The 24,426-nt window shown below is 34.5% G+C and carries 27 protein-coding genes and 1 pseudogene; 3 read left to right on the top strand and 25 right to left on the bottom strand.

Annotated features, from left to right (window positions below; translation table 11 throughout):
- From ACXVYO_RS23620 to ACXVYO_RS23595, 6 genes are all read right to left on the bottom strand, one after another.
- A partial coding sequence (locus ACXVYO_RS23620; protein WP_458468621.1) for a hypothetical protein occupies positions 1-593 on the bottom strand: 593 nt, incomplete at its 3' end.
- 180 nt (positions 594-773) lie between these two features.
- The gene (locus ACXVYO_RS23615; RefSeq protein ID WP_458468620.1) at positions 774-1,613 is read right to left on the bottom strand and encodes a GH25 family lysozyme; all 840 of its coding nucleotides are present in this window, start codon (positions 1,611-1,613) and stop codon (positions 774-776) included.
- The gene (locus tag ACXVYO_RS23610) at positions 1,613-1,849 is read right to left on the bottom strand and encodes a BhlA/UviB family holin-like peptide (protein WP_098238531.1); all 237 of its coding nucleotides are present in this window, start codon (positions 1,847-1,849) and stop codon (positions 1,613-1,615) included. Before ACXVYO_RS23610 ends, ACXVYO_RS23615 begins: the two co-directional genes overlap by 1 nt.
- A gap of 62 nt (positions 1,850-1,911) precedes the next feature.
- Positions 1,912-2,280, bottom strand: a complete 369-nt coding sequence (locus tag ACXVYO_RS23605) for a hypothetical protein (protein ID WP_458468619.1) — start codon at positions 2,278-2,280, stop codon at positions 1,912-1,914.
- A gap of 33 nt (positions 2,281-2,313) precedes the next feature.
- The gene (locus tag ACXVYO_RS23600; RefSeq protein ID WP_458468618.1) at positions 2,314-4,287 is read right to left on the bottom strand and encodes a phage tail spike protein; all 1,974 of its coding nucleotides are present in this window, start codon (positions 4,285-4,287) and stop codon (positions 2,314-2,316) included.
- Positions 4,288-4,377: 90 nt separating this feature from the next.
- The gene (locus ACXVYO_RS23595; RefSeq protein WP_458468617.1) at positions 4,378-5,412 is read right to left on the bottom strand and encodes a serine O-acetyltransferase; all 1,035 of its coding nucleotides are present in this window, start codon (positions 5,410-5,412) and stop codon (positions 4,378-4,380) included.
- Positions 5,413-5,585: 173 nt separating this feature from the next.
- Here ACXVYO_RS23595 and ACXVYO_RS23590 point away from each other — a divergent pair, with 173 nt between their 5' ends.
- On the top strand, positions 5,586-5,738 hold the full coding sequence (locus ACXVYO_RS23590) for a cytochrome c oxidase subunit Vb family protein (protein WP_170959479.1): 153 nt from the start codon (positions 5,586-5,588) through the stop codon (positions 5,736-5,738).
- A 49-nt stretch (positions 5,739-5,787) separates the two neighbouring features.
- Here ACXVYO_RS23590 and ACXVYO_RS23585 read toward each other — a convergent pair whose 3' ends face one another.
- The 15 genes from ACXVYO_RS23585 to ACXVYO_RS23515 all read right to left on the bottom strand — a co-directional run bounded on the left by ACXVYO_RS23585 (position 5,788) and on the right by ACXVYO_RS23515 (position 20,783).
- Complete coding sequence (locus tag ACXVYO_RS23585; protein WP_458468616.1) at positions 5,788-7,986, bottom strand: hypothetical protein; 2,199 nt, start codon at positions 7,984-7,986, stop codon at positions 5,788-5,790.
- A 13-nt stretch (positions 7,987-7,999) separates the two neighbouring features.
- The gene (locus tag ACXVYO_RS23580; protein WP_458468615.1) at positions 8,000-8,809 is read right to left on the bottom strand and encodes a distal tail protein Dit; all 810 of its coding nucleotides are present in this window, start codon (positions 8,807-8,809) and stop codon (positions 8,000-8,002) included.
- A complete protein-coding gene (locus tag ACXVYO_RS23575; protein WP_458468614.1) occupies positions 8,806-12,741 on the bottom strand; it encodes a tape measure protein in 3,936 nt (1,311 codons plus the stop codon). Before ACXVYO_RS23575 ends, ACXVYO_RS23580 begins: the two co-directional genes overlap by 4 nt.
- Positions 12,742-12,982: 241 nt before the next feature.
- Positions 12,983-13,345 carry a hypothetical protein gene (locus ACXVYO_RS23570; protein WP_458468613.1) on the bottom strand — a complete coding sequence of 121 codons (363 nt, stop codon included), beginning with the start codon at positions 13,343-13,345 and terminating at the stop codon, positions 12,983-12,985.
- A gap of 13 nt (positions 13,346-13,358) precedes the next feature.
- Positions 13,359-13,925, bottom strand: a complete 567-nt coding sequence (locus tag ACXVYO_RS23565; protein ID WP_098238522.1) for a major tail protein — start codon at positions 13,923-13,925, stop codon at positions 13,359-13,361.
- The gene (locus ACXVYO_RS23560) at positions 13,926-14,255 is read right to left on the bottom strand and encodes a hypothetical protein (RefSeq protein WP_098238521.1); all 330 of its coding nucleotides are present in this window, start codon (positions 14,253-14,255) and stop codon (positions 13,926-13,928) included.
- A complete protein-coding gene (locus tag ACXVYO_RS23555) occupies positions 14,252-14,596 on the bottom strand; it encodes an HK97 gp10 family phage protein (protein WP_098238520.1) in 345 nt (114 codons plus the stop codon). Before ACXVYO_RS23555 ends, ACXVYO_RS23560 begins: the two co-directional genes overlap by 4 nt.
- 2 nt (positions 14,597-14,598) lie before the next feature.
- Positions 14,599-14,952: a phage head closure protein gene (locus ACXVYO_RS23550; RefSeq protein WP_098238519.1), complete on the bottom strand. Its 354-nt coding sequence runs from the start codon at positions 14,950-14,952 to the stop codon at positions 14,599-14,601.
- Position 14,953: 1 nt separating this feature from the next.
- Positions 14,954-15,247 (bottom strand): hypothetical protein, encoded by a 294-nt coding sequence (locus ACXVYO_RS23545; protein ID WP_098238518.1) that lies wholly within the window; start codon positions 15,245-15,247, stop codon positions 14,954-14,956.
- Positions 15,248-15,259: 12 nt separating this feature from the next.
- Positions 15,260-16,417 carry a phage major capsid protein gene (locus ACXVYO_RS23540; RefSeq protein WP_458468612.1) on the bottom strand — a complete coding sequence of 386 codons (1,158 nt, stop codon included), beginning with the start codon at positions 16,415-16,417 and terminating at the stop codon, positions 15,260-15,262.
- Positions 16,418-16,436: 19 nt separating this feature from the next.
- Positions 16,437-17,195, bottom strand: coding sequence for a head maturation protease, ClpP-related (locus ACXVYO_RS23535; RefSeq protein WP_458468611.1), 759 nt, complete (start codon positions 17,193-17,195; stop codon positions 16,437-16,439).
- Entirely contained in the window at positions 17,176-18,342 is a 1,167-nt protein-coding gene (locus ACXVYO_RS23530; protein ID WP_458468610.1) for a phage portal protein, read from the bottom strand. The genes ACXVYO_RS23535 and ACXVYO_RS23530 overlap by 20 nt, the downstream gene beginning before the upstream one ends.
- 8 nt (positions 18,343-18,350) lie before the next feature.
- Positions 18,351-20,018, bottom strand: a complete 1,668-nt coding sequence (locus ACXVYO_RS23525; RefSeq protein WP_098238515.1) for a terminase TerL endonuclease subunit — start codon at positions 20,016-20,018, stop codon at positions 18,351-18,353.
- Positions 20,015-20,326, bottom strand: coding sequence for a P27 family phage terminase small subunit (locus ACXVYO_RS23520; RefSeq protein ID WP_000301140.1), 312 nt, complete (start codon positions 20,324-20,326; stop codon positions 20,015-20,017). Before ACXVYO_RS23520 ends, ACXVYO_RS23525 begins: the two co-directional genes overlap by 4 nt.
- A 121-nt stretch (positions 20,327-20,447) precedes the next feature.
- Positions 20,448-20,783 (bottom strand): HNH endonuclease, encoded by a 336-nt coding sequence (locus ACXVYO_RS23515; protein WP_458468609.1) that lies wholly within the window; start codon positions 20,781-20,783, stop codon positions 20,448-20,450.
- A gap of 109 nt (positions 20,784-20,892) precedes the next feature.
- Here ACXVYO_RS23515 and ACXVYO_RS23510 point away from each other — a divergent pair.
- Positions 20,893-21,069 (top strand): annotated as a pseudogene (locus tag ACXVYO_RS23510) (hypothetical protein); the annotation flags it as partial.
- Between the two features lie 63 nt (positions 21,070-21,132).
- Here ACXVYO_RS23510 and ACXVYO_RS23505 read toward each other — a convergent pair.
- Complete coding sequence (locus ACXVYO_RS23505; protein ID WP_098609097.1) at positions 21,133-21,312, bottom strand: hypothetical protein; 180 nt, start codon at positions 21,310-21,312, stop codon at positions 21,133-21,135.
- A 447-nt stretch (positions 21,313-21,759) separates the two neighbouring features.
- The gene (locus tag ACXVYO_RS23500; protein WP_428888715.1) at positions 21,760-22,386 is read right to left on the bottom strand and encodes a DUF2971 domain-containing protein; all 627 of its coding nucleotides are present in this window, start codon (positions 22,384-22,386) and stop codon (positions 21,760-21,762) included.
- A gap of 594 nt (positions 22,387-22,980) precedes the next feature.
- On the opposite strand from ACXVYO_RS23500, the gene ACXVYO_RS23495 reads away from it, so the two are divergent.
- Complete coding sequence (locus ACXVYO_RS23495) at positions 22,981-23,181, top strand: cold-shock protein (protein WP_000434817.1); 201 nt, start codon at positions 22,981-22,983, stop codon at positions 23,179-23,181.
- Positions 23,182-23,303: 122 nt separating this feature from the next.
- Here the strand turns inward: ACXVYO_RS23495 and ACXVYO_RS23490 are convergent, their stop codons facing one another.
- Both ACXVYO_RS23490 and ACXVYO_RS23485 read right to left on the bottom strand, forming a co-directional pair.
- Complete coding sequence (locus ACXVYO_RS23490; protein ID WP_098237942.1) at positions 23,304-23,846, bottom strand: site-specific integrase; 543 nt, start codon at positions 23,844-23,846, stop codon at positions 23,304-23,306.
- Positions 23,846-24,310 (bottom strand): ArpU family phage packaging/lysis transcriptional regulator, encoded by a 465-nt coding sequence (locus tag ACXVYO_RS23485; RefSeq protein WP_458468608.1) that lies wholly within the window; start codon positions 24,308-24,310, stop codon positions 23,846-23,848. The genes ACXVYO_RS23490 and ACXVYO_RS23485 overlap by 1 nt, the downstream gene beginning before the upstream one ends.
- Positions 24,311-24,426: the final 116 nt, after the last annotated feature.

The following is a 24,426-nucleotide window of genomic DNA, read 5'->3' as shown; positions in this document are numbered from 1 at the left end:
TTATTTTTTGACGGATTAATAAGTGTAACAAAGATCTCTTCAATACCCGAATCCGCATCCTCTGCATCTACATACATTTCTATGGATTCGCCTGCTTTTACTACATTCTTATTAAATGTAATATTCTTCAATACAGGAGGAGTTGTATCCCATTTCGTTTGCCCTTCCACTTTAAAAGTCTTAAGTGGGTATTTTTCCCATTCTCCATATATTCTTAATGCATTCCCTGCACGGTCTAATATAGTTATGGAATCATAAGCCCATTCTCCACTCTCCGAAAACTCTGGGATATTAATAGTTTTTGCCCACCGGCCTTTATCATCACGTTCAAAAATAGATACACTTTCGGTCTTATTTTTTGACGGATTAATAAGTGTAACAAAGATCTCTTCAATACCCGAATCCGCATCCTCTGCATCTACATACATTTCTATGGATTCGCCTGCTTTTACTACATTCTTATTAAATGTAATATTCTTTAATACAGGAGGAGTTGTATCCCATTCTGCCTTGACACCTGAGACACTAATAAAAAAACACATAAAAAATAAATTTAGTATAATAATTTTTGATAAAGCATTTTTTCTCTTCAATATTTGGCTCCTTTCAAAATAAATTTATTTAACCATTCAATCGCCTATATTATTATATTTCAAAAGTATAAATATTAAAATGTAAATCTATAATTTCTTTTTCATTAGATAGAATCAGACAAAAACAACATTGAATTAACATAAAAAAGACCGTCTCATACGAGACGGTCACCTAATTGATTAAATCTCATCAATCCACATTCCATAATTAGGAAAACATTCTTTCAATTTAGCAAATGTTTCATCACACCATTCTTTAGAGTTAAAGTCTCCTAAAAACAAACGATGTGCGTCTTTTATTTTCTCATCCCATATACCATAATCAGGGAATAATTCTTTTACCTGTCGTTTTGTATCTCCTGCCCATGTTAATTCATTAAAATCCCCAATGTTAATACGGTAACTTTTGTTAGAGCTTCCAATATACCACTCTAATGTTTTAGCCCCTTGCAATAAATTAATATCTACCCTTCCGATACCATCAATATAACCGTTATCAGTATATTGCCACATATCACATGGATAAGAAGGTTTCTTTTGTGGATCACCATCATTTGTTCCGTATCGTGGCAACCAAATAAAATCAGCTTGTACACTTTGTAAATTGTATTCGCCGTACATATGATGTGCTACATAAAACCCTACTTTCCACCCTGCAGCTTTACACGTATCAATGAATGCTTGAGATGCTTTCACTAAATCATTAAGATTACCTTTGCTGTTCATTGATTTTACTGTATCATCTTCCACATCTAATACAAGGAACTTAGCATTAGAATTTACTCTTAATAGGAAGTCCTTAGCTTCCACAATTGCATCTGCTACAGATACAAAACAGCCATAAGCATATGCACCATGCGGAATACCATACTTCTCTAATTCATTTACATGATCATTATATAAATGATCTACTAATTTTGAACCGTATTGTACACGGCAAATTGCTAATTCGATTTGTTGTGCCGCAACTGGCCAATTCATTTTATCATTCCATTTTGAAATATCAACGATATATCCCATCACTGAACATCCCCTTCGAATAGTTTTTGTTTAATTTCTGTTACATCTTTAGAAATAGATCCAAAAGCTTTTGCCTGTTCCTCAATTACCTGTTGGTTTTTATCAATTACTTGTTGATACTTTTCTTCACGCTGCTCATTCTTTTTTTGCGTAGTAAATAGCATCCATACAAATAACGCTGCGAATGCTCCTTGTTGAATGACCGAATTAAAAATTGCATCTTCCACTGTTCTCATCCCCTTTTTGGCAATAAAAAAAGACCAGTTTATAACTGCCCTGTAGTTTCTTCTTCCACAATTTACTCTTCTTTCAATGGAACGATTTGTTTTACATCAATTCGTGAAAAAATATAGTCACCAATCGCAACCGTAATAGTATTACTATTGTTTAATTGTTCATTTAAGTCAATTGGATCGTATTCGTTTGTTGCAATCCGAATTGATTTTCCACCGTTTGTGTGGACTTCTAATTTTTTTGTCCCTTCTTCTGTAGGTGAATTAATTGGAATGATACGCTTCACATCAATTCGTTGAATAATTAAATCACCAATAATAACCGTTATTAGATCATTATTATTTACTTGTTCATTTAATATTTGTGCATTGTATTTATCAATCCGTACTGTATGCTTTAATCCACCTTGTGTATGTATTTCAACTGTTTGCATATATTATCAATCTCCTTTTATATTTTATTTACCTTAATACGTACCGCCACTCCTTGACTGGATAAAAAGTCTACCGGTAACAGTAGCGTTTATCCTTGCTAAACTATTTGGAGTGATTTTAATTTCAACATAACGGCCACGTTGAAGTTTCCCCTCATCATCCTTCGCTAAATAAGGAATTAAATTTATATCTTGTCCGCGTATCGAATCAAACGGCAACTTATTCCCATCAACTTCAATCGTTACTTTTGATGGAGTTTCATATAATTCGAAAATACCAAATTCAATTTCGTGTGTATGGTCTGGCAAAGTTATTTCATGTTTATGATTTGGTATATTAATATCATGCGTATGATTCGGAATACTAATGTCGTGTTTATGATTTGGTATATTGATATTATGCGTATGATTCGGAATGTTAATGTCATGAGTGTGATTTCCACTAGAGCCATATGTGTAGAAACTAGATCCCGTTCCTTTTGCGTAAAATGAAGCTGATGTATTTCTTCCTGGATCGGAAAAAGCTGTATATAATCCTATTGTTGATGGTTCAGCAGGAACAATTCCTCCACCATGAAACATTTTATGAACATGATCTCCCCCACTACTTGAAGCTTTAACCGTACCACCACCGGAACTACTTGCTTGCACGGAACTTCCACCTGATGACGTCGAACCAACTGTACCACCACCGGAACTTGTTGAAGATACATTCGCACCACCAGCAGAAGTTGAAGCAACAACAGCTCCCCCACCTTTAATAGCTCGCTCATATGCTCTAAACCGTAATGTTTCAAATGTCAGTATCAGTTGATTCACATTCTTAACATCGTTAGGTATTTGAAATCTAATAACAGCCGGATGGTCCGGATCGCAATTGTCTTGGAAAGGTTGACTATCAATATTAGTTGTCCCTTGAGAATACACTTCATTGACTTTCTGTCGCTTCTCAATATCAGCTTGTATTGTCCCTAAATCCGTTACCTTATTTTCTAATACAAGTTTTACATCAAGAGGATTGCCAGTGACATCATCTTTTTGACGGTCCATTACTCGCAAATCAACCGATATATTAAAATCCTCATCATATAAGCGGACTAGCTTACCAGTCTCATACTTCTCTATTTTGTATGGATCTATTAATTCATAGTCAATTGCATCAATTTCATACTTAATTTTAGGCATACACGCTTTTAGTAACAACGATTTTGCTGATGCGTATAGGGTTTTGGGGTCCTCGAATCGTCTATCTACCCAAATATAATCAAACCCATCATGCAACTCCCTGACGAAATCAGGAGCATCTATATAAGGAAGGCCATTATTCACACTTTTTATTGTAAGTTGGTTTACCCCTTCACCATAACCAAGCGGATAAATCCTTGTCATGACATCTTTCGCTTCTACTTTGCGCTTAATCCCCTTCATATTCTTTCGGTATCGAAGTTCACCTGTAATTTCATCGGAATATTTCACGAGATTTAAAGTCCAAGGATAGGAAGTATCGTCCCATGTCCATTGGAATTTTTCATCAAACGGTTTTGCAATACTATATATCGGTCCTAATATCGTATCTTCATTTTCCCAACTATATTGAAAATATTTTGCAAAATCACATTGACCAAGTTTCCAATGCTTTATTCTTTGCTTGCTAAGGAGATACTCGATATTCTCCCTTGTTGTTAAATTAATTCTTTCGTGATAACCAAAAAGCACGCTATCCATTAGTGTAGATAAAACGTGCTCACAGTCATACGTTATTATTTTTTCATTTACTTCCCTTTCTTCTTCGCTATCCATAATACGGAACAAACCAATACGTTTACCGTTATCAAATATCTCCACGTAATCAAATGTTTGAATTTCTTCTCGTTTTGGATCAGTAAAAGGTAATGAAAAACCCGCCGTCCAAAGTTCATTGAGAGGTGGGCTGTACTTTATTTTAAATGCATTTTCGAGATATGCTTTAAGTTTCATTTGTTTGTCGTAAAGCTTTATATATCGCAATTTATCACCTTCTTTTTATATAAAAAAACAGCCGTTCAAAAATACTTGAACAACTGTTTTAAAAATTTCATATTATTTCTATCATAGATACTACTTTTTCGTTAAGTATCTTGAGTAATTTTCAATATCCGTACTGATAATCTTTGCTGGCACACCAGCAACAACACAGTTATCTGGAATATCTTTCGTTACAACTGAATTAGCACCGATAACTACATTATTACCTATTTTTCCAGTAAGACACTTCACTCCAGGACCAATAAATACATTATCACCTACATTCGGTAGCGGCCCTCTTGATCCAATCGTTACGTTTTGAGATATCACGCAATTCTTTCCGATTTTTGCTTTTTTATGAATTATTGTACCTACGCCACCATATCCAAATCTTGTTCCTTCTCCAATTTCAGCTGTGTATGGAATAAATGAATTGAATTTAAACTGGATGAAATCACGTATATAATCCGCTTCTTGTATTAAACCATTTTTATAACAAAATCTAGACGCATTGTATAGATTAATTGATTTCAAATCATACATAGTTTGTATAACTAAGTTATTAGGAGATAGACTGAAATCAAAGAATTCATATTCTGTTACACCATAATTTAATAGTTTGTTGTTAATTTCTTTCGAAAAAGGTTCGTCCACAATAACTTGTATATCAGGATTATCCTGTAATTCTTTAATATCTTTTATTTCTAATCCGAAGAAATTATCTCCCCATTTATTAGAATCTTCATCTACAAAATACAATACTTTATATCTTGATTCTAAAATTGTTTTAATGAAAGCACTTGTTTTAGAAACACCATAAATAGCAACTTTTGATTTAACGAGATTATTCTTCTTTTTTTCAAAACCTAAGAAATTAACTTTTGCACTTGTTTTAGCAATTTTATTACCATCTTTATCCCTAACAAACACCCTAACTCTATACTCACCTGTTTCTGTCAGGTTATATAGGAAAGAAGATTCGCAAGTATATGGAAATTTTTCAATAACATTTTCATCCCTATATACATAATAAGCAAATTCTAAGTTATCCCCTAAAGCATGACAGTTAAGATGGATCTGATAATAATTTTTCAATTGTATACTAATATTCCCAAAGCTGATAGACATTCTTCACTTTCCTTCCCTTAATCTATAAAAATTATATATTTGAAAATAATTTATTGTCCAGCCCTCTCTTAGCATTTTATATATAAACACTATTAATCCTATTAACTCCTTGATTTTCCATTTCTTTATCTGCATACTATTAGTATAAACAAAATTATAAGGGGATATTAATTGTGACAACTACACTAACTGCTGAAGACTTTAAAAATGCATATGAAATTTATGACGTTTGTACAGGATGCAAAAAGGAATCTCACGAAACTCAAGTCATTTTAATTGAAGGAAAAAAAGTATACCGCTGTCCACTTTGTGGAAAAATAAATTAATATTTGAAGTAAAACCCCTAGTTTCTAGGGAAGTTTTACTTCAGAACTTTTAATCCACTTTAAATTTCAACTGTCCGTATCCCGTAGCAGACATTTTTAATCCCCTACTTGAGGTAAACGAATCTACTGTAACAGATTCACTCTTCTCCACAATCGATATCTTCTTATTAAAATCATCCTTATCTACTTGTAAGAATGTATTACTTACAGCTTCAAAGAAATCTACACAATATATCTTTTCTTGCCCTTCTTTAATAAAATAAGCAGTTTCAGCACCTGGACATGATAACGACTCGGTAAATGTATAAGAACCAGTGAAATATAAAGTATCACCTACTTTTAATCGCTGAGGTTTACCAATTAAATGGCCATATACTTTACCGCCTATTCCAGCCGTATGCTTGAATATTTTTTGCCCAATAATCATTGTACTTCTACCTACACCAATTTCATTAGATCTCTGTCCAACTAATATAAAATTACCTTTCTTCATAACAAAACGATCCACTTTCGATTCAGGGTATAATCCAGAATTCCCTTCTGATGTATTGACTGTCATATCAATTATTGTTTGATTTACATCAGGCATATAATAAAGGTATTTATACCAAGGTCCATCTTTTTCTGCTTGAATCCCTAGATAGTATTTTAAATCTACTTCTTCTAGAGCTTCTAGTGTTACTGAAACATTTATATTTTTTGGTGTAATAGTATACGTCACATATTCCGCTACACTATCACGCTTTTCTCCTGTCGTTAAATCAATTACATTGGGAGCCGCAATGTAATTTAGCACATCGATAACAACCTTTTCTTTTGCGTAAATAGCTTGTCCATCACTAATTAATTGGTTATCCGCATACATACTGACCGATATATTTCGAGCGGTAGCAAATCCAGAAGAACTGTTTGTTCCATGATTCCCTCCTACAGTGAATGAATTTAAATTTAACGGATTATTTATAGCTGCTAAACCATATGGACTAATCCAATCCGTATTAATACTCTTGATTAATGTTGCACCTGCGAAACTTGGATTTAATCCACCGTTCACTTTATCAAGTGAGTAAATTCTCCGCGGATGGAAAATTTTATTGATCCCTAATTCATCAAAATCGATAATCATGTTCTTTGTATCTGAAAAAGGAAACTGCACACGATGATTTTTACCTGTTTTGGAACAGATCAAGGGAAAACCAGATACATCGCCACCACTAGTAGCGATAGGGCTTGTGTATTCACATTTCGATTCGTCTACGATATAACCATATCCTTCATTATTACTAGCGTTCATTGGATAACTGTTCTTGGTCATTTTAGAGTAATCAATAGTAATAGACATAATAATATCAGTTTTTGGGTTTGAAACAATCCGCGTAACAATAGGTTCTGTAGGCGCAAGAAAATTATGGTCACTTCTACTGAAAATTTGAACGATGTTTTGGAAATGTTCGTCCATTTCTTGTAGATATATCGAGTAGTTTGGTTCCCCCCATGCCGTTGTACCATTTCCAATGAAATCAATTTTATATTTCTTTCCTTTTTTAGCGTTTTGAATTTTCACATCCAAGATAGCTGCATTGATTTCTTTTGATTCGGCATACATAGTATTATCTCTTTTTGTATTTTTAAAAGGGTACAAAACACCAGAATTATTGCTTAAATACCCTTGTTTTTCAAAGTAAGTATAATTATTCTCGTGAATGACACAACCTTTTGCGCTTCCATAAGTTTTATCAGTTATATTTAAGAATTCAGCGTTCACCTTGGAATGATCATACGTAACAACAAACATTAATTCTTCTTCTGGAATATTGATAATTCTGTTCACAATGTTTTCTGTTGGAACTGGAAAATTATAATTTTTAAAGTCTTTTAATACCCTTCGTCCTGTGGCACTATTTACCCCAAAATTAGCTTTATCAAATTCTACAATAGTCATACTATAACGTGCTTCCCCATTATTTACATAGCCATTACCTAACCATTCAATTGCATATACTTTACCCGGTCGCGCTCCATATACTTTTGTATAAAGAATAGTATCTTTTACTCTCTGATCTACAGGGTTTAAAACTCCGTCTCTCACAATGTTGTCGAGTGGATAAATTGAACCAGAGTTCGTAATCAACCCTTTATTATCTAATGTCATTTGTTTTGCTTCATTTGCATTATCAATAGCTTGATTTATCTTTGGATAACCTATTTTCAGGGTATCTGTTGGTAATAATTTAGGCGCATCAGCCATTTACGTCACCACCTTATATATATTTAGCGCGGTATTTGAATGCAATATTGATGTTCAGGTTTGAACCGCCTATTTTTATTGCATTAGCGCCTGGCATTAATTCTAATTTTTCTAAGTTTCCTTGTAGTTGGAATAAGAAATTTTGTCCATTTTTTATTGCTGTATAAGTTTGTGCATCTATTAAAAATGATGAATTTGTAAAACTTCCAAAAGAAAAACTCTTGCCTTTAATGGTGAGAGTTAACGATGTTGCATTACCTGTAATTTCGATAATTGGTCGAACAACCAAAGAGCCTAAGTTATCTATATTTAATGTTTGTGGAGTAGTAATCGTGTAAGAAGTGGCACCAATATCCAAAGGGATATCTGACATGAATGGAATTTCTTCACCCCACAGAACATCTTTATTACTTTCTATAATTGAATAAGCGTGTGGATCATAAGCTATCATAGGCAATTCAAACTTACCCATTCTGTAATAACGCTCAATTGCCATTGAACCACTATATCTAGCTAGATAATACTTGTCTGGTTCGTAATCATAAATCAATTTCACTTCCTTTGGTTTACCATAAGGATCAATAAAAGCAGATACCATTTTTCTGATAGCTGCCGCCAATTCAAATCTATTTTCTTGTGGTTTAACAATTAATGGTAAGTTAAACTCCATAGGATCTATATCTGATCCGAAGTAATATGCACCAGAACGACCGGGTATAGAAACAGTATAGTCACGAACTGGTGGGGCTGCTGGATGTTGGAATCCTGGTAAAAGTGCTAAACCTAATTGTTTTAAAGGTTTACCGTCAATTGTCAAACTCACAGTTGTCCCACCCTTCTTCCTGATGTCTTCACATATTTACCTAATTCCACTGCTAGTTTTTGTACATCCGCTTCTTCTCTAATTACGAATGTTGAACCTCTAAACATATCAGCAAAGTTATATGAATCTGATTTGTTTGCATTTGAAGAGGAATTGCCATCCACATTTCTTTGACTAGCGTTTCTACTCATCGCTTGCGAGCTATTAGCCATACTGCCATATACATTGCTCATGACGCTTTTTAAGCCAGACAATTCTTTCATCGAGCTGGCCATTGAGTAGCTCATATCATTGACTAATTTACCTATCGTACCCGTAATACCAAGTGATCGCTCACTTGATGATAGAGGGGTAACTGTTATAGAATTACCTCTTTTCGTGAATAACTCTGGACCTGCCTCACCAGCTATAAACGAGCCATTTCCCACAGGTTTACCACCTGCCGCTAACATTGGAATTGTAGATATACTTGCTTTTCCTCCTCCAATACCTGGCACCCAATCCGGAATTTCTATGCCGTTGATTCCCTTAATCAATCCGTTAATCATTGAAATCACAGCATTTATTGGCGCTTTAGCAGCTGATTTAATACCCTCGAAAATCCCACCAAAAATCTTAACAATTCCTCCCCATGCTTTTTCCCAATTCCCCGAGAACATACCGGAAATGAAATCTATAATTCCATTAAGGATTGGCTTTAAAACATTATTCCACATATCCTTTATTCCACTAAATGCATCTGACACCACACTACCAATAGCCGTGAATACAAATTTAAACGCTGGTAACAGAACTTTTTCAATGAATGATGCAATTTTCGCGAAGACAGGTGATAATATTTCATTCCAGACTCGTTGAATGATTTTGAACGCATCCGATACAATATCCTTTATGAGTGTAAATCCTTTATAGAATACCGGTTGCAAAGTCCCAACAATTATAGATACTATTTGATCTATTGTCGGCTTGAAATATTGGTTGTATATGGACATAATTTTATCGCCAAATAATACCCATATTGCAATCAACCCTGCAATTGCTGCAACTACTAATGTTATTGGGCTGGTTAAAACAGCCATAACTCCCGCAAAGGTTATGGCGCCTGATGTGGCTAAGAAGATTACTGGCGCGAGTGCTGCACAAATACCAACAAGTATCCCAATTGCAATCGTTATAGCTGTAATTGCCGCTGCTAGCACTGGATGAGCTGAAATAAAACCAGCAAACGCAGAAACCACATCAGCAACCGTAAGTAACACTGGTTCAAGAGCTTCTTTTAACTCCTTCATCGCATCTTTCCATTTGACCATTGGTGATGCATCCATTTTATTTACGGATCCTTGTAAATCATCCATACCTTGTTTTAAATCAGCTTGTTTCTCTTCGGTTTTTAAAATTGTATTTATGATTTTTTGACCTTGGTCCTCCCACATTGTTCCGAAAAGTTCTACACCTATTGCTTCTTTCAAATCAGCATCTTGGATTTGATTTAACCATTTAACCATATCTACAAATGCTTGTTTACCTTCTTCTCCACCTTTAGCAATAGCTTTACCCCATCCTTCTAATTGAGAAAATATTTCTTGTACTGCTGCACTATCTGGTGGATTTTTAGCAAGTTCCAGTTTCTGCGCATTCATTTCTTTAAAAGAATCTAGTTCATCTTTATGTGCCTCTCGTACGGCATCCATTTCGTCGCTCAGACGCTCACTTAACGCTTGTTTGCGGTTATTATGATTTTCTTTTAAAGCTGACAAGTTCGCTTGATTAACTTCTCTTAATGAATCAAGTTGCGCTTTATTTGATTCGCTAATTGCCTTTAAATTCTCTTGCTTACTTTGCTGGAAAGCTTCTTTTTGTTCCTTTTGTCGTTCTTTTAAAGCTTCCTTTTCATTATTTATTTGCTCTTTAACTTGTTCTTTGCGACTATCAATTTCTGATTTTAGCGCTTCTTTCTTCGCGTCAGACGCTTCTTTTATACCGTCTTTTTCTTCTTTTAATCTATCAATCTGACTTTTTCTTTCTTCACGTATTTTATCAAGCTGCATTTTCTCTTCGAGATCTCGTAATGCTTTTATTGCTGCCTGACGCTCTTCTTCATTTTTTGCTTTACTTATTTTTATCTTTAAATCAGCGCGCTTCTCAGCGTTTTCGCGTTCTTTAATATATTTATCTTCCGCTGCTGTTTTGGAATCTAAATAACCAATTTGATCGTCAATCGCTTTAAGACGATTGTATTTTTCCTCATCAATTAATTTCATACGTTCCATATATTCTTTATCGATGAGTTTTATTTTCTGTTCAGAAGACTTTTCAAACGCTCTAACTTCTGCTTCAAGTGACTTTTCAAGTGCTTTCTGTTGTCTATCATAATTTTTTGATGCTGCATCATATTCCGCACTAAGTTTTTTCTCTAAATTCTTTTGTTGATTATCGTAACTTTTAGAAACCGCATTGTATTCAGCATCAAGACTTTTAGCCAATTCATTCTGTCTTTTGTTATGACTTTTAGAGAGCGCCTTTTCTTGATTACTAAATGATTTAGCAAGTTCAGATTCTTGTTTAGCAAATCCTTTTTGCATCACTGAAATTTGTTCATCATACATTTTTTCGGTATCATCTACTGCGTCGCGGACAGCATCCTTCATAGAATTACTTAATCCGCGTGCCATTTCAACAGAGCGAATACGTCCCTCTTTTAATCCATCTAACAAATTATCTATATTCCAAGATTTTTCCTTAGCCGCACTCGCCATAATACTTTGTACTTCAGCTGCCGTATAACCAACTCGTCTTAGCTGTGCGCCATATTCAGCAATAATATCAAGTTGTCCTGGCGGGAATCCTATTTTTAAAAGTGAATTAACTAATCCGAGTGCTTCTTCATTCGAAATTTCTAATTCACTACCAACTTCATTCGTTTCCTGTATCAATTCTGTAAAATCAATACCTGCATATGAATTAGAAACCAGAGCGGCTCCCTTTATTATCGCTGCATTAGATTCATCCGATGCTTCTTTATTTAAAGCCCATTGTAGACGTACACCTTCTAAAGCCTCTTCAGCATCACCACCATAAATAACAACAGTCCTAACTGCATCTTCAACTGACCTCTTTGATGATTCCGGAACATCAAAAGTAATATCAATTTTTGTTTTTAACTCTGACATATCTAGTGCTTGTCCAATGATTTCTTGAATACTTACACCTGCCGCTATTCCACCTAATACGTTCTCCAACTCAACACCCAACTCTTTGACACTTTCTCCGGTTTGTTCTGCTTGTTGAGAAAGTTGATTTAAATCATTTCTAATGTTTTGAATAGAGTTGCCATCATCAACCGACCGAAGGGCCTGTTGTAACTTTCCAACATCCACTTCAGCTCCTAGTGCCTCTCTTCCGATTAATTCAATAGCCTGATCTAGTTGTCTACTTGATGCCGTACCGTTTTTAATTGCATTCACAAGACGATTCCCTAATGCATCCGCAAAATCATCAACACTTTTTCCTGTGGCACTAAATAAAGTCTCTAATTGTTTGATTGAACTTGCTGCTTTTTCTTGCTCAGTCTTTAATCCTGCGAGACTATTTTTGAATCCATTAAGTTGCCCTTCTGTAAATTCAATTTCACGCCTAAACGCCCGATATTGTTCCTCATTAATCGCGCCACTTTCGAATTGGTCTTGAACTTGTTGTTGAGCCGACTTTAAACTATTTAATTTTTTTGTCGTATTCTCAATTTGTTGCGTAAGCAATTGTTGTTTTTGAGCTAATGCCTCAACGTTACCTGGGTTAAACTTTAAAAGTCGTTCTACATCTTTTAACTCGTCAGATAAGTTCTTACTATGCTTGTTTACATCTTTTAAAGCACTTTGTAAACCAACTGTATCTCCACCAATTTCAATCGTTATTCCTTTTATTTTCCCTGCCATGTTATCACCTCGCTTACTTAGAAATTATCAATATCTGATTGTGTAGCTTTTCTTGTATTTTCTTGTTCTTTTTTCGGATTTCGCAATTCAACATACTCATCGATATAATCCAAGCAATCACCTATTGTCATATCTTCTAAATCTTCTTTTGATAATTTGCATGAATAACAAAGAGCAAGGAATGTATCGACAGAAAATCCACCTTTTCCATCGTTACGCCCTTGCTCTTGTTCATCTGCTGTTATTTTTTTTTTGACTGAACCGTACTTTTAATTAAGTCCTGAATTTCAGTTATAATTTCAGCAATCGGAAATTCTCCGAATGTATCAAGCCATGTTAATGGATCTTGGACTTCTTTATTTGCTGTTTTAGCGAATGCCCAAACTAAGTTATAAATAACTTCAAAATCCAATTTGCTTAAATCAACCTCAGAAAGGTCAATATTATTTTGATCCCCATCCGCTGAAATATATGAGGAAAGCACACCTAATCCAAGAATATCTACAAACATGTCACGTCTAAATTGTGCTTTGTAGCGAATAGCTGTACCGGCCGTACTTTTCAAAAGCACTTCTTTTTCATCAATTACAATTGTTTTTTCCACCTAGTTCCGCCCCTTATGCCGCTTTTTTTTCATAAACCTTTGTATACCACGCATCATAAATACTTGCTGGTGTGCCAACCGTTGTTGAATCTTTTACTCTTAATGTTTCTGGGTGTTGTGCTGCGATGAATTTTAATTCTGTTGTAGTTGGCTCTGTTTTATCACTTTTTGTGGAAGATCCAAAACCAGGACGTGATACAGATACGTTATAGAGCACGTGACGTGTCGCTTTTACATCTCCATCAAATTCAAACATAAGAGCAATTCTTTTAATCTTGGCATTCGAAACTTCTGAAATAACCTTATCCTTTTCATCTAAAATCTCACCTAATACCTCTGTACGAAAAGCTTCTGTAAGCTTAGCTAAATTTAAGGTACCTTCATATCCCTGGTTACTCGATTCTGCATAATAGTTACCATCATCTGCATAGAAATCTGATTGTTCACCTTTTGGTTCTAATTTCATTTCTACCGCACCAGGTAATTTACCAACCTCTCCATACGTGACTTTCCCTAATAAATCTTCAATAATAACGCTATAATGTACATTTTTTAAACCAAAAATAACTTTATTCTCCATTTAGATAGACCTCGTTTCATATACTTTTTGAAATAGCTTTTCAGATTCAATAAAAGTCCCATACGAGTCATAAGGAATCTCATGATCGTCCAGGACTTTTTCAAGTTTCGCTTCCGCGACTAAGTCTTTTTTACTTGTATAAAGCTCTATATTTAAATCATTTATTTTGTGATAAACCTTGTTATCAGCCATGAGATTATCTGAGCCGTCCACAAGGAAACAAATATAAGGTGGCTTCTGTACCGACTTACCTGGTGTTGCCGTAAAATGCGAATAAGCCACAGGATAACCTGTAGCTTCAAGAATTTTTGTTAATTCACCTAATATCATTGTTGAATCGCCCTTTCAATACGTATCGGCAATTCGTCAATTACATACTCTTCAACTGGACGAATATGCACTTTTTTTGGTACACGACCACCATCAGCTTGCGCATGTCCATTTTCTAAAAGATGTGTTAGTTGTCCCTTGGTATTATGAAGAACAACGCCTTTGCCTTCTTTTCTCTTACGCCAGCCTTTGCGGTAACCACCTGTTTTTTTAGGGCTATCTTGTTTTAATTTGCCTACTGCAATATCTGATACTTCATCAATTTCATTTTCCAATTTGTCTTCCACGACATTTGCATATCTTTGTAATTCTCTAGCAATCTCACTCGCAAAATCATTCATAATTAAGTATGCTCCTTTGCGATAATGGTCAATGTTTGATACATTTCATCATCATTCATTGGTGGTTCAATAATATCAAAGATACGACCTTTCATATTAATTCGCATTTCTTCCGTGATACCAGAGGTATAAGGAATCACAAAACGATAAATCCGTGTAGCCTGTTCAGCTGAAGCTTCAATATACTCAGAACCTTTCATCGTTTTTATCATCGACCAAGCCTTTTTTACTTCCTGCCAATCATCTGTTTCGATTACCTGGTTTAATTCATCTTTTATTACTACAGGTTGTTCAATGATAATTCGATTCCTAAAATCACCTGTATTAAGTGGTTTTTTGTACTGAAAAGGACGCATATTAACCACCGTCCAATTTGATTTCTTCTAAAGCTTTCGCAATGCCAAAACTATTAATTTCGGTTAAAAAATTCTGAGTAAAATACTCAAGTGCATCATTATAAACATAACGAGAACGTTCAAAAACCAATTCTTTGAACGTCTCATCTTCGTTTATGTCATATGTTCCACAATCTTTGATTAAAGCTTGATTGGACGCAAATAGGATGCGTCTTAGGTTATCATCTTCATCGTCACCCAAGCGCATCCTATCTTTGAATTGCTGTAATATTTCATTTAAAATAACTGTTTCCATTCACATCATTCCTTATTTAGTTTCTGTAGGTGGTGTGAAAGCAATCTTCAAATCATATACAAGAGCTGCTTTATTATCTTTTGGTTTACCATTAGCAAACTGTTTGATTGTATAAAGCATAGCATCTTCAATCGCTAACGTTTGATCAAACTTTTTAAGCTTGTATCCGCCAGCAATCGCTGCGATATATTGTCCTTTCACAAAGAATACTGCTTTCCCAACTGGAACTTCTTCAGATTCAACAGTTTGAATGTTATAAGGTAATGCCATTACCCATTGACCATTAGCCGTTTGAATTGTATTACGAGCTTGTACCCCAATTGCATCTACGGGATTTACAACCATTACAATTTTGTTTAATACTTTACGAGATTTTCCTTTTCCATCAACAGATAAAGCTTTTACTACTTCATAAAGTTCACCAGCAATTACTTCACCATGTTCAGAAGGAGCGAATGTTAATGTACCAGATGATTTTTTATCAGTAACCGCGCCTGTAGTTGCATTTACATCTTTCATTAAACCTACAGGTTGATGCGCTACTGATCCGCCACCATTTACATAACCGAACTCTAAACCAACAGAATAAGATTCTACCAATAAAGTTCGAACATAACGTTCAACCCATACCGGCCCAAGTTCTAACATATCGTTCGGAATAGCTGCAAATGCTGTTAATTTAAGTTGGCCAATTTTTTCTTCACGGAATGCTGCATTCACTTGCCCTCGAATTTCACCGAATAACTCACCCCATACATATGCTTTTGCTGCATCAGAGTAAATGAACTTCGTAACTGCGCCTAAATCTTGTAGCCCTAAAGCATCAAGTAATGGATGTTCTGTCACTAAGTCTTCAAATACTCGTTCTTGTGTAGTTACCGGAAGGATTTCACCATCTTTAAATCCACCTTCTTGTACCACACCATTGAAGAATTTAGTTTCCGCTGCCGTTAATACATTTTGACCGCGCTGTTGAAGAATAGAACGATCTAACATTTCATCATTTACTTGATTACGAACAGTGTTAATTACGTCCGTTTGCATCGCATCAAAGAAGTTTTCAAATGCTGTCGTTTGTTCTTGTTCTGTACTTTCTGCATTTGTTAAAGCATTTGTTAATCTTGCTTTTGCCTTAGTAAATGCTTCAGATTTATTAAATTTAATCGTCATTCTGTATTTCCCCCAATTTTTATAATTTTAAAAAGAGCCCTTTAATCCCACTGTTTTTTACAGGTGTAGGACTAGGCTCTTTTGATTGATTATTATTATACTGATTTAATTCATTTTGCATCGATTGCATTTGAGCTTTTAATTGTGCAAGTTCCTCATTTGTATTGTCTTCCACAGCTGTTGCTGTAGAAGTGGCAAAGCCAATTTCTACTGCTTCATTTGCGCTAAACCATGTTTCTTCATTTACCATATTGCGAATTTCTTCCCGCTCAACATTTGCACGAGTCATATAAATATCAATGATTCCATCTTCTAATTTTTCAAGCATATCAGCTTCTTTTCGCATAAGTGTTTTACTGCCCCACACAATTGTTGAAGCCTCATGAATCATCACCATTGAACCTGCTCCCATGATTAACTCATCTGCTGCCATAGCAATAATAGAAGCCGCTGAACAAGCCCATCCATCTACATGAATTGTGACCTTTCCCTTGTGTGACTTTAGACGATTATAAATAGCAATTCCGTCAAAGGCACTACCTCCTGGAGAGTTAAGATGAATAATTACATTATTATTCCCAGCTTCTTTTAAAGCACTGTCAACATCTGTTGCCGAAGTAGAGTCCCACCACCATGATTCACCAATGTCGCCATAAATGGTTAATTCACTTACTCCACTTTCATCATCGTGAATAACAGCAAAATTATGTGGGATGTTTGCTAACTGCTCATTGTATCTTTGATTCTTAAAACCAAATTTACGCTTCATCTGCTTCATTTGTTTTCTCACCTCCTTCAGATTCCGTTAGTTTCGTATAGTTTTTCGTAATATGATGTGTATTTAAGTTAGGATCACCAGAAACTTCATATCCTACTTCTAATCGAATTTCATTTCCTGTAAATGCACTTGAAGAAATGAGCTTATCAATACTTGTTGCAAGGTCAAAAATACTTTGATACGAAACTGCTTTAATTTCGATTTTTTGTCCTTCAAGATATTCATTCATTTCAAAGAATTTCATATTTGCTTCATCTGAAAGTTTCTTTAATAATGGTTTTACAGTAAACAGCATGAAATTTTTCGTTTGTTTCTCTACATCCGCCATTTCTCCATATAATAAAGCCGTTGGAATCCCTATAGCCATTGCTACTTGGTTTAAGAATCCGTTTGTCACCTTATTAATTTCCTCTACACTAGGGCCATTAGCAGAACCATTATAAACTTCTTTATAATCAATCCCTTTTTGTTGTGGGACAATAGCTACATCTTTCTTACCAACTGCCTGATACATGTCATCTATAAATTTTTGTAGCTTCTCTACTTGTTCTTGTGTTTTAGCACCAATCATGTCCATATCAACTGTACCGCGAATTTGATTTTTTCGTTTCTGAGAACTTATTATTCTCCCGAATAAATCGCCATAATCAGTAAAGAGCCCATCAATTAAAGGGGTTAATTTATCATTACGATATTTCAAATGGATGACTTCACTTTGGTTAAAACTTCTCTTAAACTGATAACCTTTTACAGTAACATTTGTAAACGTATCTTCAAATACAACATATTCATTGTGTTCAAAGTTATCTGCAATAAGTAGATCACCATCATCAGCTTGTATAATTAACGCTTCATTATCATAAATGAGCTTGTGAACATACTTTTCCCAAAATGTACTTGCTGTCATATTCTTATTTGGTCTAACATTTAGCCGATAGTACAACTCATTTCTTTCAAACTCGTCACCATTTTTCACTCTAAATTCTGATTGACTAATTGTACGACCTAGAAAAGATATACATGTATCAATAGCTAATCGTTTCATGTGAGCTCTGTTAGCTGAATCTATGAACATATCTACATCAAACATAAATGCTATTTCTTTATTTCGATTTAATACACCATCTAACCATCCAATGGTTATCACCCCCTTTATTAGAATCTAATATCACTTAATATAAAGTCTGTTGCTTCTTGTATCTCATCAGCACGATAAAGGGCATGTACAAAACATTGGAATCCATCCGTTTTCCTTCGTACCGGCTCTTTCTTTTCGTAGATTTTATTCCCATCACCTTTGATAACAACCAATACATTTTGTGTATACCAACGCATTAGCGGATTATCATCAAAAACAATTTGTTTATTTGCAAATGCCATTTCAATACGTGGAGCTAATAAACTATGAATGGCTTTCGGGTTTCGTATAACTTCTATTTCAAACCCTTCTGCTACTAATAATGGCCTTATTGCTTCCATTCTGAAGTTATCAGCTATAATCTTTTTAATTCCATATTGTTCTCGCATTTCTACAAACCAATCAACAATGTGTTGAGGATTAATAGTTGGTTCATCCACAACCGTTAGTAGACCTTGCTCTTCCCAATCTTTTATGGGAGCAAATTTTTGTTTTTTATACTCGCCAGCTTTTTTAGAATAACCATAATAAATATCAACAAATTCTTTACGCACAAAGGAATGAGTTTTAAAAATGTACTCACCATTTTGTCTAAATAAAAGACCACATGCTGCGAAATCTCGAATACTCGCAAAGTCTAACGCTCCTATGCATTCTTGAGCATATAAATCAGGGAATGGACGGTTTGTAGCAAGTATTTCTGACCATTTCGCAACAGAACGTTCTAAATTTGTAACAGGTAAGTTCATACGTTTCGTCATAAACTCTTCCCGGTTACTTGGATCATCCTCTAAATCTTCATATTCTTCCTTTATCGTTTCAAGTAACCCTTCAGCATACTCACTTAGTGGCTGCGACAACATAGGATTAGCTAATTCCCAATTATCAATATCATCAACTTCCTTTTCATCATTAAGCTTACAGATAAAAGGAAATACGGCATTAGGGCGAGCTTCACCATTTAAAACCTTCATAGCTTTTTCTTTTTGTTTATCTAAAAAGCCATCTCGGACATAACCATCTGTTCCAATATAAAATTCACGAGGGTTTTTCTTTTTCCCTAAGCCACTGATATGAACGCGAACGTCTTTATTACTTTCATATTGATGTATTTCATCAAATACAACTGCACCATCACGCAAACCGTCTTTTGTATCCCCGTTTGAAGTTCTAAACTTTAGTATACTTTCAGTAGCCTTTGAAACAGTTTGAGTTAATGTAGTTTTAAAGGCTCTCTGTAAAACCTCATTTTTCTTTACGCATTTATGAACTTCGTCAGGGCTTGTTTTCGCTTGTTCCTCACTATTCGCAACAACAGAAATGTTATACTCTGAAATACCGTGCAATTCACTAATTAAAAAGTGAATAATTACAGATATTAGACCATTTTTACCGCCACCACGTCCTAACATCCATAGGAATTTCCGATAAAATACGCGTCCGTTTTTCTTATAAAATAAAAAGACGAATGCTATTAAGAATTTTTGAAATGACTGCAACGGAAAATACCACTTCTCACCAAAGTTGATACAATCCTGAATCATTTCATCATCAAAATACAAATCGTCTCTGTTTAAAACGTATTTTTCTAGATAATTAATTAACAGTTCTCTTTCTTTGTTGAACTTTATTTTTCCACTTCGATAAAGTTCAATGTATTCTTCTACATACTTTTGCCTAATCATGTTAAATCACTTTTACTGTAACCAGCCTTAGGAATATTCGGTTTACAAACAAACTTTATATCTCTTCCTAAAGCAATTAAAGAACTGTTAATTTTATTTCTTTCACTTATAAGAGGATGGGCCTTAACAAAAACTTGAGATCCGTTTTTGACTGTAACGGACTCACCTTCTTTATTGATAGTCCTGTTTATTTTTCTAAATGCTTTAACTAGATCAATGTATCGTTCTACTTTTTCAACCTCGACTAAATCTTCAATATCAATACTATTCATTAGCTGTTCCTTCAACTTTGTAATACTAACAGCCATCTACCCACCCCCCTTACGTGCGTAATTTCGAAAAAAACCTGACAGTTAACCCCCTCCTCCGGTGCCCCTTAGAGCATTTTTTGATGAAATATTTTAAGGGGGGTACTATATTAAAATTGTTTTACCACTTTTCATCGTGTTCCCATTTGTTTTGTTTCTTTTCGTACATTCTTCCGTGTTCTTTGTTATGACAATTCACACAGACTGTTTCAAGATTATCTATGTCTAATGCAAGCTCTGGATGGTGTTCAAGTTCTTTGATATGATGGACAACAAGTTGAATCTTCTTACGCTTTGCAGTCTCACTGTACTCATTGGTATCCACACGAACGCTACCATTGCGCTTACACTCTTGGCATTCATAGTTGTCTCGCTTCTTTACTTGTTCACGTATACTCTTCCACTCACTACTGTCATAGAACTTACGCTTTTGTTGTTTGGTTTTATATTCTTTCATCAGTCATCTATCCTCACTCCTTATTCAAAATAAAAAGCATCCACTAAGTGAACGCTTGTGTTATTATATTTAAGCTATATTAATTCAGATTGATATGTAGGTGAAACGAATGGAAAACAAACAACCTGAACAAAAGTATGATCTAAGTAAGATATACACATACACAGAATATCCTGATAAAATCAGTGGTCGCTGTGATAATTGCGGCAACACCGCATTTAAAAGTTCCGTTAAAGATTTCATCTTCTTAAGAGAATGTCGTCAATGTGGTATGAAGAAAATCATCTATCCCTATCACGGGCTTTTTTCTTTGCATAATAAAAAGCACCCGTTATGGATGCTTTTGAATTTACTCAAATGTTACTGTTACTGATTTAATATTTTCGAAGTCTTCATTTAAAAGTAAAGTTTCATTTTTAAACACAAGTTTATCATCTTTACTTTCAGCAATTGCTTTTAAAACTTCTTGAGGTGCACTTGATACTACCAAAGGAATATCTTGGTTTTTAAACTCAATAAGTAATTTCAATATTGTTACCTCCCCTCTATCATTGTATTAATATTATACTATATACCTATAAAATAATTAAAAGTTACTTTTATGACAAAAGTAAAAGATCAACCATGTATCAGTTGCCCTTTCGTCACTTTCTTATGTTATTACCCTATAAATACGGTAAATGAAGTTTTATTCTTCTTCCAGTTTTAATATTGTTACATTCGTCTTTATCAACATTATTAAAACTAGAAGAAGAGCAAACGCTCTTCTTCTTAACGGTAACATCCAATCAGTACCATCTGCTGGTTTCGGATTTTATGCGCCGTCATTATGAACCGTTTAGAAATTTAGAAACAACATAGTGAGTTGTGTTTTCCGCCACTTCTCACAATACAAATATATCACGTTGATTCCAAAACAACCGGTACATTTCCTGCCAAAAAGCGGTCACGACTCTGCCACTTATTTATACTGTTTTTAAAAAATAATAGGCGCCATCATATTAATTCCTGCTAATTGTTTTAAGGTCTCCTCTTCAGATTCTTCAATAAATCTTCTATAAGTAGATCCGTTACCAAAAAGAATAATGGCATTACTTAATTCAAATTCAAAGTCTCCTTTCATTCTCCATTCTCTTTCATGAGTCCAATCAATATAATTTTCCGGATTATCCAAATTAAAATTCACTATACGCCACCATTCATCTTTCGGTAGCAATTTTTTAGCTATTTCTTTTTGCTCGTATAAAACAGGCCTTCCTCCATTTCTATATACATATGCTTTTGGAAAGGCTATACCAACTGGCGCATATCTCATCTGCGACTTATCATCTGTTCGTTCCTGCTCAAATAATACATTTTGACATACACTATACAATGGCATGTCTTGGAAGCACACCGCCTTATGCTTTCCAATTATGTACCCTGATTCAGTTGTACTCCCCTTTAACTTCTTAGAATCTAATATTTCTTGAAGAATCTGACGTGCTGACTTTATCCTTTTTCCATCTTCATCGTAAGTAGCTTTTGTCAAATGTACCAAATAAGAGCTTAAATCAGTTCGGTGGCTATAACGTTCTTTCCACTGTTCTCTAGTATACCCCATTCGCACCAACCCCTTTTTTATATTCATATAAATCATTATACAGATTTCAGAAAGAGTTATCCATATCTTATATTGTGTGTAACTGGCCCTATCGTGAAATCCCTTGGTATCATTGATTTCATTTAACTTTCTCTTTTGAGTTACACAGTACAAAAATTATGAGTAACTGTATAGGGATACCACCAACATTTTTCAAAATAACCTACGCTATGCGGAAAAATAAAATAAGCTGCCCATATGGACAGCTTATTTAAATAATTATCGTTATCAGAAGTAAAATTTAACTCGAAATAGCTAATTTTATCAGTTGTTGAATGTCTGAAAAAAAATCAAACCAAGGATATTGTTGAGATCCTTTGGCAATTTCTTGCTGTGATGACTATCATAGTGACTTTTTCTCCAGCAACAACTATTAGTAGCTAATTACCATAAGGACTTATTTTTGAAATTTGCTATTTTTTAGAAAGTATGTTAATTTAAGAAAGACCTATTTTTGTTCGGTTTGAGATTAAGAATAAATTTTGTTTTTCGTCTAAGGTATTTGAACAAGGGTAGTAACATATGTGTGGGTATCCACACTAGGAGGCAACAATTATGGAACAAGGTAAAGTAAAATGGTTTAATGCAGACAAAGGTTTTGGATTCATCGAGCGTGAAGGTGGAGAAGACGTATTCGTACATTTCTCAGCTATCCAAATCGACGGTTACAAATCTTTAGACGAAGGACAAAGTGTAACGTTTGAAGTAGAACAAGGACAACGTGGCCTACAAGCTACTAATGTTCAAAAAGCTTAATATTAGCTGATGAAAGACTCTCTTGTAGGGTCTTTTTTTTATTTTGTTACAATATTCCGAATACAACTTTTTTAAGGGGATTTGGGGTGCTTAATTTTTAATGAAAAAGAAATAAGCAATAATTAGATTTTAAACCTAGTCATTGCTTTATCCATTGCATCTTGGTTTACACCTATATAACGTAACGTGACCTTCTCTGACGAGTGATTGAATATCTCCATGAGTAATGCTATGTTTTTCGTTTGCATGTACATGTGATACCCGTATGTTTTTCTTAACGTATGTGTTCCTATTTCATCTAACCCAAACTCTGCCGCTGCTCCGCTTAATATCTTATATGCCATGCTACGACCAATTGGACGATTCTTACCTTGTCTGCTTTGCAATAAATACTCATTGTCTTCTCTTTCTATAATAAACCATTTAAGTTCTTTTTTTAGTGCTGCAGTAATTTGTATTCGTTTCTGTTTCCCTGTTTTCTTTTCTCGCATAGATATATGACTGCCTTTAACATCCCCTACTTTCAATTTCAAAATATCTGAGATTCTGAGGCCTGTATTAATACCCATAATGAAGAGAATGTAATTACGTAAGCTCTTTCCCTTAAAATACTCTTTTAACTGCTGTATTTGCTCCGAATCACGTATTGGTTGAACAAAATTCATTATTCATTCCCTCCACTTTCTTCTGCCTCATATACCTCTAATCTAAGAGCAAAAGCTAATTTATAAAAAGCATTAGATTTATTTCGTCTATACGTACGCTCACTCATACCAATTTCGTTATAAACCATGTAATCAAAGACTTCTTCATCTTCTAAATATCGTTTTACAATAATATCCCTTTGGCTTTTGCTAAAACGACTTAATGCCTTATCAATTTGAAAAGACAAACGTTGTAATCTCACTTCTCTTTCACTCATAGCAACATTTGCTACAGCAATATCTTCAGCTGGTTTTCCCACTATATTTGTTGGACCGTGATATCTTAATTCGCTAGATGCTGTAACCTTCATCTCATGTCTAATCATCCCAAATTGTCTATAAATACGAACATTTTCAAGAATCTCTTCTATACAAACCTGCGTTGCTTTGCGATCAATTTTAGGTAAGAAAGTTAATTGCGTCATTTATAGAAACACCCCTTATCTATTTTGCTAATATAAACAAAAAAAGCGGACATCAAACTATAGAGCAATATCACTTATGCTTTATAGTTTGATGTCCGCTGGTTCTTCCAGTAGGA

This window comes from Bacillus sp. BC08 (genome assembly GCF_054326875.1).
The sequence above is the reverse complement of the archived record's forward strand: the minus strand, read 5'-3'. Positions and strand labels throughout refer to the sequence as shown.

Excerpts from the sequence above, each read along its gene's own strand:
- ACXVYO_RS23575 (WP_458468614.1), bottom strand. The coding sequence starts at position 12,741 with ATGGCAGGGAAAATAAAAGGAATAACGATTGAAATTGGTGGAGATACA.
- ACXVYO_RS23565 (WP_098238522.1), bottom strand. The coding sequence starts at position 13,925 with ATGGAGAATAAAGTTATTTTTGGTTTAAAAAATGTACATTATAGCGTT.
- ACXVYO_RS23560 (WP_098238521.1), bottom strand. The coding sequence starts at position 14,255 with ATGATATTAGGTGAATTAACAAAAATTCTTGAAGCTACAGGTTATCCT.
- ACXVYO_RS23500 (WP_428888715.1), bottom strand. The coding sequence starts at position 22,386 with ATGGGGTATACTAGAGAACAGTGGAAAGAACGTTATAGCCACCGAACT.
- ACXVYO_RS23610 (WP_098238531.1), bottom strand. The coding sequence starts at position 1,849 with ATGAGAACAGTGGAAGATGCAATTTTTAATTCGGTCATTCAACAAGGA.
- ACXVYO_RS23495 (WP_000434817.1), top strand. The coding sequence starts at position 22,981 with ATGGAACAAGGTAAAGTAAAATGGTTTAATGCAGACAAAGGTTTTGGA.
- ACXVYO_RS23545 (WP_098238518.1), bottom strand. The coding sequence starts at position 15,247 with ATGGAAACAGTTATTTTAAATGAAATATTACAGCAATTCAAAGATAGG.
- ACXVYO_RS23555 (WP_098238520.1), bottom strand. The coding sequence starts at position 14,596 with ATGAATGATTTTGCGAGTGAGATTGCTAGAGAATTACAAAGATATGCA.
- ACXVYO_RS23550 (WP_098238519.1), bottom strand. The coding sequence starts at position 14,952 with ATGCGTCCTTTTCAGTACAAAAAACCACTTAATACAGGTGATTTTAGG.
- ACXVYO_RS23485 (WP_458468608.1), bottom strand. The coding sequence starts at position 24,310 with ATGACGCAATTAACTTTCTTACCTAAAATTGATCGCAAAGCAACGCAG.
- ACXVYO_RS23605 (WP_458468619.1), bottom strand. The coding sequence starts at position 2,280 with ATGCAAACAGTTGAAATACATACACAAGGTGGATTAAAGCATACAGTA.
- ACXVYO_RS23615 (WP_458468620.1), bottom strand. The coding sequence starts at position 1,613 with ATGGGATATATCGTTGATATTTCAAAATGGAATGATAAAATGAATTGG.
- ACXVYO_RS23585 (WP_458468616.1), bottom strand. The coding sequence starts at position 7,986 with ATGGCTGATGCGCCTAAATTATTACCAACAGATACCCTGAAAATAGGT.
- ACXVYO_RS23490 (WP_098237942.1), bottom strand. The coding sequence starts at position 23,846 with ATGAATTTTGTTCAACCAATACGTGATTCGGAGCAAATACAGCAGTTA.
- ACXVYO_RS23595 (WP_458468617.1), bottom strand. The coding sequence starts at position 5,412 with ATGTCTATCAGCTTTGGGAATATTAGTATACAATTGAAAAATTATTAT.
- ACXVYO_RS23520 (WP_000301140.1), bottom strand. The coding sequence starts at position 20,326 with ATGGCTGTTAGTATTACAAAGTTGAAGGAACAGCTAATGAATAGTATT.
- ACXVYO_RS23540 (WP_458468612.1), bottom strand. The coding sequence starts at position 16,417 with ATGACGATTAAATTTAATAAATCTGAAGCATTTACTAAGGCAAAAGCA.
- ACXVYO_RS23515 (WP_458468609.1), bottom strand. The coding sequence starts at position 20,783 with ATGAAAGAATATAAAACCAAACAACAAAAGCGTAAGTTCTATGACAGT.
- ACXVYO_RS23525 (WP_098238515.1), bottom strand. The coding sequence starts at position 20,018 with ATGATTAGGCAAAAGTATGTAGAAGAATACATTGAACTTTATCGAAGT.
- ACXVYO_RS23535 (WP_458468611.1), bottom strand. The coding sequence starts at position 17,195 with ATGAAGCAGATGAAGCGTAAATTTGGTTTTAAGAATCAAAGATACAAT.